Source organism: Vibrio sp. 10N.261.46.E11, assembly GCF_041472735.1.
In the GTDB taxonomy this organism is placed as follows: Bacteria; Pseudomonadota; Gammaproteobacteria; order Enterobacterales; family Vibrionaceae; genus Vibrio.
On sequence record NZ_JBFRQW010000049.1, the window covers coordinates 1 to 13,970 of the forward strand.

The window sequence follows — 13,970 nt, forward strand, 5'->3', positions numbered from 1 at the left end:
TTAAGTGAACGGCATTAACGCCGAGGCGTCGCTTTAGTTAAATTTATCATGGTGCTAGAGTCAATCTAATTTAGCACCTAGTGATTCAATTAACTGGGGTCAATTACTTGTAAACCATTTGACCTGAAGGCGCGTACTTGTTCACATCAACAGGGCTGTTTGCTTCTAGGTACTCTTTTAGTACTTCAGCGTCAACAAAACCTGTGTTCACAAAGCCAGGGTGATCAGACAGTTTAGGGTAACCATCACCGCCAGCAGCGTTAAAGCTTGGTACCGTAAAGCGGTATGTTTCGTCTAAACGAAGCTGCTTGCCACCGATGAAGACATTCGATACTTCACCGTCAGCAACAGTCATAGAAATACCTGCAAACTGTGCATAAGCACCTGAATCAACAGGTTTAGTCGCCACTACGTTTAGGTAATCTAGAACTTCTTTACCTGTCATATCAGTGTAAGTCAGGATGTTTGCAAAAGGCTGTACTGTTAGTACATCTTTATAAGTCACATCGCCGGCTTCAATTGAGTCACGAACGCCACCAGAGTTCATCACAGCGAAGTCTGCTTTTGCACGCTCCATGTGAGAAGTAGCAATCAAACGACCCAGATTAGTTTGTTGGAAGCGAACTACGTTACGGTCACCTTCAAGCTTGCCATTTGTCTCAGCGATTTGAACTTCTAACTGAGCTTGGCCCTGTTCTTGGAAAGGACGTAGGAATTCAAGCAGCTCTGGATCTTGTGCGATTTCATCTTGAATAAAGACACGCTGTTTCTTACCGTCAATCTTAACTTTCTTCTTAAGGTTAACGGGAACCAAGTCGTAGCTCACCATCTCTAGTTCGCCGTTACGGAATTCGTAATCAGCACGGCCTACGTACTTGCCCCACTCGTGAGCTTGAACGATGTAAGTACCGTTTTGAACGTCGGGTTTACACTCATCACCCGGCTTGAAGTTTTTCTTCGCAACGTTAGGGCCTTCCATACAAACAGGCTCTTGAGAGTGACCACCAACGATCATATCTAGATCGCCTTCATTTAGGTAACGAGCAAGCGCTACGTCACCCGGAGCATTAACACCACGTTGACCATTTTCGTAGTGACCCATATGAGTCACAGCGAAAATTAGGTCTGGCTTTTCTGTTTCTTTAAGTTCAGCGATCAGTTTCTTCGCTTCTTCTTTAGGGTCACGGAAATCGATACCAGCAATAAACTCTGGGTTACCAATCTTTTGGGTATCTTCAGTTGTTAGACCGATAACAGCAATCTTGATGCCTTGCTTTTCAAACATCTCATAAGCTTGGAACTTACGTTCGCCCGTCGCTTTATCGTAGATGTTTGCAGATAGCATTGGGAAGTTTGCCCAGTCGATCTGTTTTTGTAGTACGTCTAGTGAGTTATCGAACTCGTGGTTACCCAATGCCATTGCATCGTAACCAATTTTATTCATACCTTTAAAATCAGGTTCTGCATCCTGAAGATCTGACTCTGGTACACCAGTGTTGATGTCACCGCCAGATAGAAGCAACACGCTACCGCCTTCTGCTTCAACTTCTGCACGAAGTTGGTCAACAAGCGTTTTACGTGCAGACATGCCGTATTCGCCGTATTTGTTCTGCCAAAAACGACCATGGTTGTCGTTCGTATGCAGGATAGTTAGCTTATAAGTTTCGTCTTGGTTCCAATCATGAGCTGATTGAGACGCACATCCAGCCAAAGTAGCTAGGATTGCAGCACTTAGTGCTGTCTTTAGAATAAGGCGTTGCTTCATTGTCATACCTTTGAACTTTTTAGGGGAATCCACTGCTTTCTATAATCCATTGCGACTCCTTGTCTGGAGTTCGAACAATAAGACTTCAACATGACTAATCTTAAATTAACATTCTAAATGTAACACGACGATTTCATATTTATGTCGAATTGGTCACGCATAGATCGACAGTTAAGTGTAACAAAATTATGAGATTACACTCAAACTTCCCCTGCATCACAGGCAATCGTTTACCTATAAAATGTGATGAATGTCGGTAATTTACTGCAAACAGGACAGACCTCACACACCTATACCGCTTTCTTAGGAAATTAGAAGTTTTGTTAACAAGGATTTAATCACCGACTATTGGATTGACGATCTGAAAAACAAGTTCACGAGCAACTAGACAGCTCAGTCATAGCTCAAATAGGCTGAGGCTTCAGTGAACTAAACATATTTCAGGACGGGACACCGTTAAAAAAACGCCCAACTCTAAGAGTTGGGCGTATATCTATTGCAGTCGAATAACGAGTTAACACTCTCTAGTTAATACTAGCGGCTTAACATCAGATAAAGCTATTTGATCTCGATGTGCTCGAAGCCTTTGATAAGGTCATCAAGTGCTTTCATCTGCTTCAAGAATGGTTCTAGCTTATCTAGTGGTAGAGCTGATGGGCCATCACAACGCGCTTGATCTGGGTTCGGGTGTGCCTCAAGGAACAAACCAGCAATGCCAGTAGCAATACCTGCTTTAGCAAGCTCAACAGTTTGCTCACGACGACCGCCAGATGCAGCACCTGAAGGGTCACGCATTTGAAGCGCGTGAGTCACATCAAAGATGATTGGGCTGCCGTTTGATGATTTTTTCATTACACCAAAACCAAGCATATCAACAACTAAGTTGTCGTAACCCATGCAAGAACCACGTTCACAAAGAATGATGTTCTCGTTGCCGCACTCAGCGAACTTATCAACGATGTTACCTACTTGATCTGGGCTCATGAACTGAGGCTTCTTCACATTGATAACCGCGCCAGTCTTAGCCATCGCTTCAACAAGGTCGGTTTGACGAGCTAGGAACGCTGGAAGTTGGATTACATCAACCACATCAGCAACAGGCTGAGCTTGTGCTTCTGTGTGGATATCAGTAATGATCTTCACGCCAAAAGTATCTTTCAGCTCTTGGAAAATTTTAAGACCTTCTTCCATGCCAGGACCACGGTATGAGTGAACTGAGCTACGGTTTGCTTTGTCGAAAGACGCCTTAAATACATAAGGGATACCCAGCTTCTCTGTTACTTTCACGTAGTGCTCACAGATCTGCATAGCTAGATCGCGAGATTCAAGAACGTTCATACCTGCAAATAGCGTAAATGGCTTGTCATTAGCAATTGGCATATTGCCAATGTGAACTGTTTTCTGTTCCATCATATTCTCTCTAAATAATTATTAATTAGTGAACAACCACTGTCTTTTCGTTCATGACGTTCACTTGAGATTTTAGTAGCTCAGATGCAGGGTCATCTGGGCATTGGTCGATAAAGTACTGATAATCGGTGGCGGCAATCTGGTGACAATCCAGTTGCTGATAGATGAAACCACGGTCACGGATTTCATACGGATCATCCGGCACAAACGTTAACGCAAGATCGGTACACTTCAATGCAAGCGTATAACGCTCTTCTCGCAATAATGCACTCTTAAGCAACGCTAGCCACTTACCAATGATCGTTGGGTGGTCAGCAACCTCTAAGTGTTCAGCCTTCACCTTCGCGAGTGGGCCATCATGCCCAATAAGCCATGCTCGTAAAGTTTGCACGCCAACGTACTCACCGTTGTACGGGTTAATGTACACAGCAGCTTGCCCGAACCAACTCACTTTAAGTAAGAATTGAGTTGGGAAAGATACGCCTTCAACAGGGAAGCCTAACTTGCGACCTAGATACAGAAAGATCGCACCAAGACTCACTGGAATGCCTTTTTTTCTCTCAAGTACTTTATCGATAAATGCGTTTTCCGAAGAAAAATACGCTTCTTTATCGCCGGCAAAACCCCACTCATAAAAGAATAGTCGAATAAAGGATTCAAACTTCTGCTGTTCATCCGTTTCGTTAACCAAAGCAAACTCGGCGTCTTTTAACAATCTCGCCAACTCTTGTTCTGCCCAACCGTCTTGAGTTTCTGGGTTAATCGCTTTATTTAAGATCAATGCACCTTCAGCTAACTCTAGCTGGTCAAAGTCTTCATCAAAAAATTCGTACATAGGTAGTTAACCGAAATAAGGAGATAATTAACCGAAAAATGTTGGTGTCTTCGTCATTGCAATTTTACCAGCCATCGCTAACCAACCAAGCGCACCGAAGAAAGAGAACACTCTCAGTAGCTTGTTTTTACCTAGCTTAAGCGCAAAGAAGCCCAGTGCGATATAAGCCATAACACAGGTTAGTTTTTCGGTTAACCATGGTGCTGCAGGTGTAAATGGAATAAAGCCAGTGATAAAAATCAAACCAATACCCGATAACAGCAGTAGCGAGTCATTGATATGAGGGAAACGCTGCAAGAAAGGATGCTTAAGCTTTGGTGAGTTAGCCATCATCAGAGCGAAACGGATCGAAAGAAGTAGCGCGCTTATAGCAATCGTGAGTAGGTGAAAATGTTTTAAACCTTCGTACATGGTATTCCTTTATATTTTTATATGTGCTTTCGTTAACACGAGCCACACAATACCCGTTAATGCCCTGCATTTCTGCGTTAATTCTCTGTATTTCTGCGTTAAATGCATTATCGAGTTAAGTGTATTTTCGAGTTAAAGGTATCAATTTAGCAAGTTAATCATCTATTGCTCACAAGATGATTAACAGCAACCTATGAACAGTAACGACCCAATGTCACTCGGTCATTACCACCGTAATCTTTCTCTGTCACAACATCGAGATATCCGAGCGCCTGCATAATCTCACGTACAGCTAAACCTTGGTCGTAACCGTGTTCAAACGCTAACCAACCTTCGTTTTCTAAAAAGCTTCGTGCGTTTTCAGAAATGTATCGAATATCTGCTAAACCTTTCTCTTCAGCAACTAACGCTGTGATCGGTTCAAAACGCACATCACCTTGAGATAAATGAGGATCATTCTTCTCAATGTACGGTGGGTTCGAGACAATCAACGAAAACTTTACAGCGTCTTCTTCAGAATTCACCGAGATCAAAGGTTCAAACCAACTGCCATGTAAAAAAGTGGCGTTAGTGATATTTAATCGCTGAGCGTTTTCTGTCGCAAGTTGCTGCGCTTCCGGACGAAGATCAATACCCGTCACTTGTCGGTTCGGCATCTCAGACGCCAATGCCAAAGCAATCGCACCTGTACCAGTTCCTAAATCGAGAATCGCACCTTGCTTGCCATACGTTTTGTCTAACGCCACTTCAACCAAGCGTTCCGTATCTGGACGTGGGATTAAAGTAGAAGGAGAGACTTTTAACGGCAATGACCAAAACTCACGTTCACCAACAATATAAGCCACAGGCTCACCGGTTAAGCGACGTTTTAGAAGGGTATTGAATTCGGATTCTTGTTCTGAAGTAAGATGCTTCTCAGGCCAAGTCAGTAGGTAAGATCTAGGTTTATCTAAGGCGTGACAAAGCAGTACCGCAGCATCAATCGAGGGCGATGTGTTATCGCCCTCTTGAAGCTGTACGATTGCTGACTTTAAAGCACTTTCAACCGTATATGCTGACTGCATAGTAATTAGTTGTGCTCAGCAAGTGCTGCTAGTTGATCGGCTTGGTGTTCTTGTAGAACAGGATCAAGCAGGCTTTGCATATCACCTTCCAGAACTTCGTTCAGGCGGTAGATAGTTAAGTTGATGCGGTGATCAGAAACACGGCCTTGAGGGTAGTTGTACGTACGAATACGGTCACTACGGTCACCAGAACCTAGTAGGTTACGACGTGTATCTGAAATCGCAGCAGCACGACGCTCTTCTTCAGCTTGAACGATACGAGCCGCTAGAACAGCCATCGCTTTCGCTTTGTTTTTATGCTGAGAACGCTCGTCTTGACACTCTACTACTGTACCTGTTGGTAAGTGAGTAATACGGATTGCTGAATCCGTGGTGTTAACGTGCTGACCACCCGCGCCAGATGCACGGAAAGTATCAATCTTAAGATCGCCAGCTTTGATCTCTGGTAGATCCGCTTCTGGGATCTCTGGCATAACCGCAACAGTACATGCTGATGTATGAACACGACCTTGAGATTCAGTCTCAGGTACACGTTGTACACGGTGACCGCCAGACTCAAACTTCATGGTGCCGTAAACAGCGTCGCCACTGATTTTAGCGATCATCTCTTTAAAGCCGCCCTGCTCTGAAACATTGCTGCTCATCACTTCGACGCGCCAGCCTTTTTTCTCGGCAAATTTAGAGTACATACGGAAAAGGTTACCCGCAAAAATACCCGCTTCATCACCACCTGCGCCGGCACGAATCTCTAAGAAACAGTTACGTTCATCGTTTGGATCTTTTGGAATCAGAAGAATTTGCAGCTCATCAGTCAGACGTTCAATGTTCGCTTTCGCATCTTTGATTTCTTCTTGAGCCATTTCACGCATTTCTGCGTCGTCTTCATTTGCCATCTCTTCAGCAGCTTCTAAATCTTCTTGAGCTTGCTGGTATGATTTAAAGCACCCCGTCACCTCTTCTAATTGAGAATACTCTTTTGACAAGGCACGGAATTTGTCTTGATTCCCAAGTACATCGGGATCACCAAGTAGATGTTGAACTTCTTCATAGCGTTCAACAAGTGTTTCAAGCTTTATTAGAATCGAGGCTTTCATAATGTCTTATTCTGTTGGAGGTCGAATATTATTGAGGGTTTTCTAGACCCAAACTCTGTCTAATGACCATTAATTTTGCAGGTTCTCCTTGCTCAGCTGCACTTTGAAGTGCACGCGTTGGAGCATGGATCAATTTGTTTGTGAGCTTGTTACTTAGCTCGAGTAAGACTTTCTCAGGGTCACCGCCAGCGGCAAGTGATTGTAAACTCTTACTTAATAATTCTTCTCGGATTTCATTGGCCGATTTGCGATAGTCACGAATACTGTCTACCGCTTGCAGTGAGCGCATCCAACTCATGAATGCTGCACTTTCTTCACTAACGATCGCTTCTGCTTGGATAGCTTCCACTTTACGTTGTTCAATGTTGCCATCAACAATCGACTGCAGATCATCAACGGAATACAGGTAAGCATCATTCAGATCGCCTACCTGAGACTCAACGTCTCGAGGAACTGCAATATCAACCAACAACATCGGTTGATGTTTTCTTGTCTTAAGTGCGGTCTCGACCATGCCCTTACCAATTATAGGCAGCGGGCTTGCGGTTGAGCTGATCACGATATCCGCTCTGTGTAAATGGTCAGGAATCTCATTGAGGCTGATCACTTCAGCACCAAACTCTTCAGCTAGCCCTAAAGCACGCTCACGAGTTCGGTTGGCCACAATCATCTTGGTGCAACCATTCGCTGAAAGGTGTTTTGCCACCAATTCAATCGTCTCACCCGCACCTACCAATAACACCGTTGATTCAGCAATCGACTCAAAGATGTGTTTGGCTAATGTGCAAGCTGCGTAAGCAACTGAAACCGCACTTCCGCCAATTTCAGTTTCAGTTCGAACTCGCTTCGCAACAGAAAATGATTTCTGAAACAGTTTTTCCATTGAAGCATCAACAGATTTGTTATCTCTAGAGTCTGTATAAGCTTGCTTCACCTGACCTAAAATCTGTGGTTCACCCAACACCAGAGAGTCCAAACCACAGGCAACGCGCATTAAGTGCTTAATCGCGGCTTGTTCTTCATGGATATAGATACTCGGTTTTAATTCTTCAGGGCTAACTTGATGGAAAACTGATAACCAATCGATAATCTTGTTTTTTGCCACGCCTTTGACGTCACAATACACTTCAGTTCGATTACAGGTAGAAAGTATGACACTTCCATTTACGTGTGCATTTGCGTTAAGTTGCTTGAGTGCCTCAGATAATTTATCTGGACCAAAAGCGACTTTTTCTCGCAATTCAACCGACGCTGTATTGTGATTGATACCTACGGCAAGCAAAGACATGTATCAGAAGTTCTCGATCAGGGAATGGAAACAAGGGGCGAATTTTACTTGATGCATGGCTCTATTTAAAGAGCAAGCGGGATTTGTTTTCCTGAGTTCGTGAATTCAATGCTATAGTTGAGACGTTTTTTAGATAAATTTGAACAAGTTGTGAGCAAATATGAGCAAGCTTCGAAAAATCACGTCTCTTATTTTTTTGACCATCATTATGGTGGGTTGCTCGTCTATCCCAGAACAACCGACCAGCGTTGAGTGGCAAAGTCACCAAAACAGGCTTTTACAGATAGAAAACTATCAAGCTTCAGGCAAGCTCGCTTACATTTCTCCAGAGCAACGCCAAAGCCTAAACTTCATATGGAAGCACTCCCCAAATCAAAGCCAATTAAGACTGACCACTTTCCTTGGTCAAACCGCCTTGAACCTTACAATTGACAGTTTGGGTGCAAAAGTCGTGACTTACGATGATCAAGTATTCACCCATGCAAGTGCATCTGTATTGGTAGAGCAACTTACTGGATTGCAGATCCCCATTGATCACCTACCACAATGGTTTCTTGGCATTCCCGACCAAGCAGATAGCTACCAACTCAACAGCACCAACACGCTTGAATCTCTGTCCAAACAAGTCAGCAGTCAATTATGGACACTGAATTTTGCTAACTATCGCAATACAGAGATGCCGAGTACACTATTATCTGGTGAAGACAACAGGAACTCGAGTGAAAACAGCACGAACGTAGAGACAATTCCCCTCCCTACTCGATTGTCATTCAAGCAAAACGAGAACAAAATCAACATTGTAGTTTCGAAGTGGACACTGAAAAAATGATAACAACGCCAACGCACTGGCCTTCGCCAGCTAAGCTGAATTTATTTCTCTATATTACTGGCCGACGCGATAATGGTTATCACGAACTTCAAACCTTATTTCAGTTTGTCGACTTTGGCGATGAACTTACGGTTACCGCAAACCGAGAAACAAGCTCGATAACCATCACACCTGAAATTCCAGGTGTTGCGACAGAAGACAACCTGATCTGGAAAGCTGCAACTGCCCTTCAACAATACACATCGACGACTTTCGGTGCGGATATTGAGTTAAAGAAAGTACTTCCTATGGGAGGTGGCATTGGTGGAGGCTCTTCAAATGCCGCAACCGTGTTAGTCGCTCTCAACCATTTATGGCAACTCAACCTGTCAGATGATCAACTCGCCGAGATCGGTTTGAAGCTTGGCGCTGACGTTCCTGTCTTCGTTCGAGGCCATGCCGCCTTCGCTGAAGGGATTGGAGAAAAGCTACAGCCAGCTAATCCGGATGAAAAATGGTATCTCGTTGTCAAACCTCAAGTGAGCATAGCAACTGTAGACATATTTACACATTCAGAATTAACTCGAAATACGCCGAAGCGAGCACTATCAACGCTTCTAGAGCAAGAATACGTAAACGATTGCGAAAAAATTGTGCGAATGCTGTACCCAGAGGTTGATAAGCAACTTTCATGGCTGCTACAATACGCGCCGTCGAGATTGACTGGTACTGGTTCGTGCGTTTTTGCTGAATTTAGCAGCAAAAAAGAAGCTGAATTGGTGCTAGAACAACTGCCTGACACTGTTTCTGCATTTATTGCTAAGGGACGAAACATTTCGCCTTTAAAAGAAACTTTGGCTGAATACCAATCAGCCCACACACAATCTATTTAAAACTGGACGCAACCCGAGGTTTCCACCGTGCCTGATATGAAGCTATTTGCTGGTAACGCAACACCTGAACTAGCCCAACGTATTGCTGATCGTCTATACATCTCTCTTGGAGATGCTACTGTAGACCGTTTCTCTGATGGCGAAGTCGCTGTTCAAATCAATGAAAACGTTCGTGGTAGCGATGTATTCCTGATTCAATCAACTTGTGCACCAACCAATGACAACCTTATGGAATTGGTGGTAATGATTGACGCAATGCGCCGTGCTTCTGCTGGCCGTATTACTGCTGTAATCCCTTACTTCGGTTATGCCCGTCAAGATCGTCGTGTACGTTCTGCTCGTGTGCCTATTACTGCAAAAGTTGTTGCAGATTTCCTTTCTAACGTTGGTGTTGACCGCGTTTTAACTATCGACCTACACGCAGAGCAAATCCAAGGCTTCTTCGATGTACCTGTTGATAACATTTTCGGTACTCCAGTTCTTCTAGAAGACATGGCTAACCGTGGCCTAGAAAACCCAGTTGTGGTTTCTCCAGACCTTGGTGGTGTTGTACGTGCTCGTGCTACAGCTAAAGCGCTAGGTGATGTTGACATCGCTATCGTTGATAAGCGTCGTCCACGTGCTAACGTTTCTGAAGTAATGAACCTAATCGGTGATGTTGAAGGTCGTGACTGTGTTATCGTTGATGACATGATCGATACTGGTGGCACACTATGTAAAGCAGCTGAAGCGCTTAAAGAGCGCGGTGCTAAGCGTGTATTCGCTTACGCAACTCATGCTGTCTTCTCTGGTACTGCTGCAGAAAACATCCGTAATTCAGTTCTTGACCAAGTTATTGTTACTGATTCAATCAAGCTTTCTCCAGAGATGGCTGCGACAGGTAAAGTGACTGAACTAAGCCTTTCTCGCATGCTTGCTGAAGCGATTCGTCGTATCAGCAACGAAGAGTCTATCTCTGCGATGTTCAACTAAGCAAAGCTCTATAGCTTTGCTTTAACAGAACAATCTGAAAAAGATATTAAGCACTTCATTCGATGAAGTGCTTTTTTTATATCTAATACCAATCACAGTAAGTAAGTGTTCAGAAATAGCGCAGGAAAAAAACTTGAGAACAAGGCGTGATTTTTTGATAAGTAGTTATTCTACAATCAAAAATTATAACGCAGTTATCGAGTATTTTAACCAGCTAGGGTGATCAGTTATTTACTACGATTGGTATAACGACCACAAAATTAATTTGACCACAGTTTTGAATCATTGAGTTGCTATCAGCTAGCTCGCACCTTTTTCATAAACTGTGATATCATACGGCGCTTTTTGAAATCCCAAGAGAGATCCATACCTTGAGCCAACAAATAAAACTTCTCGTTGGACTGGCTAATCCAGGTCCAGAATACGCCAAAACTCGCCACAATGCGGGTGCTTGGGTAGTTGAAGAATTAGCACGTGTACACAACGTAACACTAAAGAACGAACCAAAGTTCTTTGGCCTAACGGGTCGTATCATGGTTCATGGTGAAGATCTTCGTTTGCTGATCCCAACGACTTTTATGAACTTATCCGGGAAAGCTGTTGCAGCACTGGCAAAGTTCTACCAAATTAAACCAGAAGAGATCATGGTGGCTCACGATGAGTTAGACCTCCCTCCTGGTATTGGTAAGTTTAAAAAAGGTGGTGGTCATGGCGGGCACAATGGTCTGAAAGACATCATCAGCAAACAGGGTAACAATAAAGAATTCTATCGTCTTAGATTAGGCATTGGCCATCCAGGACACAAAGATAAAGTTGCAGGTTATGTATTAGGCAAAGCTCCTGCGAAAGAGCAAGAGTGTATCGAGGCTGTCGTTGACGAATCGGTTCGTAGCCTAGACATCTTATTGAAAGATGGCCTACCAAAAGCACAAAATCGCTTACATACGTTCAAAGCAGAATAAGGTTTATATCATGGGTTTTAAATGTGGCATCGTTGGTCTACCAAACGTTGGTAAGTCAACTCTGTTTAACGCACTGACTAAAGCAGGCATCGAAGCAGCAAACTTTCCATTTTGTACGATCGAACCAAACACAGGTATCGTTCCGGTTCCAGATCTACGCTTAGATGCATTAGCAAAAATTGTTAATCCACAGAAGATCCTTCCAACGACAATGGAATTCGTAGATATCGCAGGCCTAGTTGCTGGCGCTTCTAAAGGTGAAGGTCTTGGTAACAAATTCCTAGCTAACATCCGTGAAACTGACGCTATCGGTCACGTTGTACGCTGCTTTGAGAATGAAAACATTGTTCACGTTGCTGGCAAAGTATCTCCAATTGAAGATATAGAAGTGATCAACCTTGAACTTGCACTGGCTGACTTAGACAGCTGTGAACGTGCAATTCAACGTAACGCGAAGAAAGCAAAAGGCGGCGACAAAGACGCTAAATTCGAAATCACTGTACTAGAAAAGCTACTTCCTGTCCTAACTGAAGGTGGCATGGCGCGTACTGTTGAACTAGGCAAAGAAGAAGCGGCAGCAATCGGCTACCTTAACTTCCTGACACTTAAGCCAACAATGTACATCGCAAACGTTGCTGAAGATGGTTTTGAAAACAACCCTTACCTAGACGCAGTTCGTGAGTACGCAGAAAAAGAGAACAACGTTGTTGTTGCTGTTTGTGCTGCAATCGAATCTGAGCTTTCTGAACTTGACGATGAAGATCGTGAAGAGTTCCTTGCAGACATGGGTATCGAAGAACCAGGCCTTAACCGAGTGATCCGCTCTGGTTACGAACTACTTACTCTTCAGACTTACTTCACTGCAGGTGTTAAAGAAGTTCGCGCTTGGACGATCCCTGTAGGTGCGACTGCACCACAAGCTGCAGGCAAGATCCACACCGACTTCGAAAAAGGATTCATCCGTGCAGAAGTCGTTGGGTTTGATCACTTCATCGAATTTAACGGTGAGAGCGGCGCTAAAGATGCAGGTAAATGGCGTCTTGAAGGTAAAGAATACATCGTTAAAGATGGTGACGTGGTTCACTTCCGTTTCAACGTTTAATTACCGATAAACATCTAGAAAAAGGCCAGTGAATTCACTGGCCTTTTTGTTTTTCCCCTTTAGAAATAGTCCTGCACCAGAAACTTAACTTCCTATATATATCGGCATTTGAACCTATTTCTTGCTGACAAATACGCCTCTTTGACTAAAAAGAAACCGAACAGATGTTTATTCGTGATTTATTCAAAAAAAAAGTTGACGGGTTTCACTCAACTCCGCATAATGCGCCCCGTTCACAACGAAGCGGCAACGCCTCGAAATGAGCAACAATTTGGAAATGGCTACTTAGCTCAGTTGGTTAGAGCACATCACTCATAATGATGGGGTCGCAGGTTCGAATCCCGCAGTAGCCACCATTTCCTAAGCACTCTGTTTATTATTAAACGTATGTCTTTTGACAACAAAGAGTTTTTAGGAAATAAAGCGGTCGTGGCGGAATTGGTAGACGCACCAGATTTAGGTTCTGGCGCCGAGAGGTGTGAGAGTTCAAGTCTCTCCGACCGCACCATATTGAGATGTCTTAATTGACATCATTGTTGGGCTATCGCCAAGCGGTAAGGCACTGGCTTTTGATGCCAGCATTCCCTGGTTCGAATCCAGGTAGCCCAGCCACAATTTAAAGTGTAATTATCTTTAAAAAGATAATGGCATTGGAAGCGAGATTATATTATATTACTTCGCTCTCAGATGGCTACTTAGCTCAGTTGGTTAGAGCACATCACTCATAATGATGGGGTCGCAGGTTCGAATCCCGCAGTAGCCACCATTCTTTCTTTATGAAAGAAAAAGTACAAGCAACGTTATATTGAATCACCAATATCGATATAACTATAAAGATTTGCTGCGGTCGTGGCGGAATTGGTAGACGCACCAGATTTAGGTTCTGGCGCCGAGAGGTGTGAGAGTTCAAGTCTCTCCGACCGCACCATTATTTAGATATCTTAATTGATATCCTGTTGGGCTATCGCCAAGCGGTAAGGCACTGGCTTTTGATGCCAGCATTCCCTGGTTCGAATCCAGGTAGCCCAGCCACTATTTAAACTCTTTGTTTTTTACTTAGCTTCTTTTAAAGCTAGATAGCAAACCAAGAGCACAACGTTACATCGAATCACCAATATCGATATAACTATAAAGATTTGCTGCGGTCGTGGCGGAATTGGTAGACGCACCAGATTTAGGTTCTGGCGCCGAGAGGTGTGAGAGTTCAAGTCTCTCCGACCGCACCATTATTTAGATATCTTAAATGATATCATTGTTGGGCTATCGCCAAGCGGTAAGGCACTGGCTTTTGATGCCAGCATTCCCTGGTTCGAATCCAGGTAGCCCAGCCACTATTTAAACTCTTTGTTTTATTACTTAAGTAGTT

The 13,970-nt window shown here is 43.7% G+C and carries 12 protein-coding genes and 8 tRNA genes; 13 read left to right on the forward strand and 7 right to left on the reverse strand.

The window, feature by feature from the left end:
* Positions 1-103 precede the first annotated feature (103 nt).
* The 7 genes from ushA to hemA form a co-directional block, all read right to left on the reverse strand.
* Positions 104-1,765 carry a bifunctional UDP-sugar hydrolase/5'-nucleotidase UshA gene (gene ushA, locus AB4407_RS15785; RefSeq protein ID WP_372121232.1) on the reverse strand — a complete coding sequence of 554 codons (1,662 nt, stop codon included), beginning with the start codon at positions 1,763-1,765 and terminating at the stop codon, positions 104-106.
* Between the two features lie 558 nt (positions 1,766-2,323).
* A complete protein-coding gene (gene kdsA / locus AB4407_RS15790; RefSeq protein WP_012603393.1) occupies positions 2,324-3,178 on the reverse strand; it encodes a 3-deoxy-8-phosphooctulonate synthase in 855 nt (284 codons plus the stop codon).
* 22 nt (positions 3,179-3,200) lie between these two features.
* Complete coding sequence (locus AB4407_RS15795; protein ID WP_372121233.1) at positions 3,201-4,010, reverse strand: SirB1 family protein; 810 nt, start codon at positions 4,008-4,010, stop codon at positions 3,201-3,203.
* 27 nt (positions 4,011-4,037) lie between these two features.
* Entirely contained in the window at positions 4,038-4,421 is a 384-nt protein-coding gene (locus AB4407_RS15800) for a SirB2 family protein (protein ID WP_009848726.1), read from the reverse strand.
* A 191-nt stretch (positions 4,422-4,612) separates the two neighbouring features.
* Positions 4,613-5,485, reverse strand: coding sequence for a peptide chain release factor N(5)-glutamine methyltransferase (gene prmC / locus AB4407_RS15805; protein WP_372121234.1), 873 nt, complete (start codon positions 5,483-5,485; stop codon positions 4,613-4,615).
* 5 nt (positions 5,486-5,490) lie between these two features.
* Positions 5,491-6,579 (reverse strand): peptide chain release factor 1, encoded by a 1,089-nt coding sequence (prfA, locus tag AB4407_RS15810; RefSeq protein ID WP_009848728.1) that lies wholly within the window; start codon positions 6,577-6,579, stop codon positions 5,491-5,493.
* Positions 6,580-6,607: 28 nt separating this feature from the next.
* Positions 6,608-7,867 carry a glutamyl-tRNA reductase gene (hemA, locus tag AB4407_RS15815; protein ID WP_372121235.1) on the reverse strand — a complete coding sequence of 420 codons (1,260 nt, stop codon included), beginning with the start codon at positions 7,865-7,867 and terminating at the stop codon, positions 6,608-6,610.
* 160 nt (positions 7,868-8,027) lie between these two features.
* On the opposite strand from hemA, the gene lolB reads away from it, so the two are divergent.
* The 13 genes from lolB (at position 8,028) to AB4407_RS15880 (ending at position 13,935) form a co-directional block, all read left to right on the forward strand.
* Entirely contained in the window at positions 8,028-8,696 is a 669-nt protein-coding gene (lolB, locus tag AB4407_RS15820) for a lipoprotein insertase outer membrane protein LolB (RefSeq protein WP_372121236.1), read from the forward strand.
* Positions 8,693-9,568 (forward strand): 4-(cytidine 5'-diphospho)-2-C-methyl-D-erythritol kinase, encoded by an 876-nt coding sequence (ispE, locus tag AB4407_RS15825; protein WP_372121237.1) that lies wholly within the window; start codon positions 8,693-8,695, stop codon positions 9,566-9,568. Before lolB ends, ispE begins: the two co-directional genes overlap by 4 nt.
* A gap of 27 nt (positions 9,569-9,595) precedes the next feature.
* Positions 9,596-10,540 (forward strand): ribose-phosphate pyrophosphokinase, encoded by a 945-nt coding sequence (locus AB4407_RS15830; protein WP_012603389.1) that lies wholly within the window; start codon positions 9,596-9,598, stop codon positions 10,538-10,540.
* A gap of 371 nt (positions 10,541-10,911) precedes the next feature.
* Positions 10,912-11,502 carry an aminoacyl-tRNA hydrolase gene (gene pth / locus AB4407_RS15835; protein WP_010439162.1) on the forward strand — a complete coding sequence of 197 codons (591 nt, stop codon included), beginning with the start codon at positions 10,912-10,914 and terminating at the stop codon, positions 11,500-11,502.
* 10 nt (positions 11,503-11,512) lie between these two features.
* Entirely contained in the window at positions 11,513-12,604 is a 1,092-nt protein-coding gene (ychF, locus tag AB4407_RS15840; RefSeq protein ID WP_372121238.1) for a redox-regulated ATPase YchF, read from the forward strand.
* 279 nt (positions 12,605-12,883) lie between these two features.
* Positions 12,884-12,960 (forward strand) — tRNA-Met (locus AB4407_RS15845).
* A gap of 67 nt (positions 12,961-13,027) precedes the next feature.
* A tRNA-Leu gene (locus AB4407_RS15850) sits at positions 13,028-13,112 on the forward strand.
* A 29-nt stretch (positions 13,113-13,141) separates the two neighbouring features.
* Positions 13,142-13,216: transfer RNA gene (locus AB4407_RS15855), tRNA-Gln, on the forward strand.
* Positions 13,217-13,293: 77 nt separating this feature from the next.
* Positions 13,294-13,370: transfer RNA gene (locus AB4407_RS15860), tRNA-Met, on the forward strand.
* A gap of 77 nt (positions 13,371-13,447) precedes the next feature.
* Positions 13,448-13,532 (forward strand) — tRNA-Leu (locus AB4407_RS15865).
* 29 nt (positions 13,533-13,561) lie between these two features.
* Positions 13,562-13,636, forward strand: a tRNA-Gln gene (locus AB4407_RS15870).
* A gap of 109 nt (positions 13,637-13,745) precedes the next feature.
* Positions 13,746-13,830, forward strand: a tRNA-Leu gene (locus AB4407_RS15875).
* Between the two features lie 30 nt (positions 13,831-13,860).
* Positions 13,861-13,935, forward strand: a tRNA-Gln gene (locus tag AB4407_RS15880).
* The last annotated feature ends 35 nt before the right edge of the window (positions 13,936-13,970 follow it).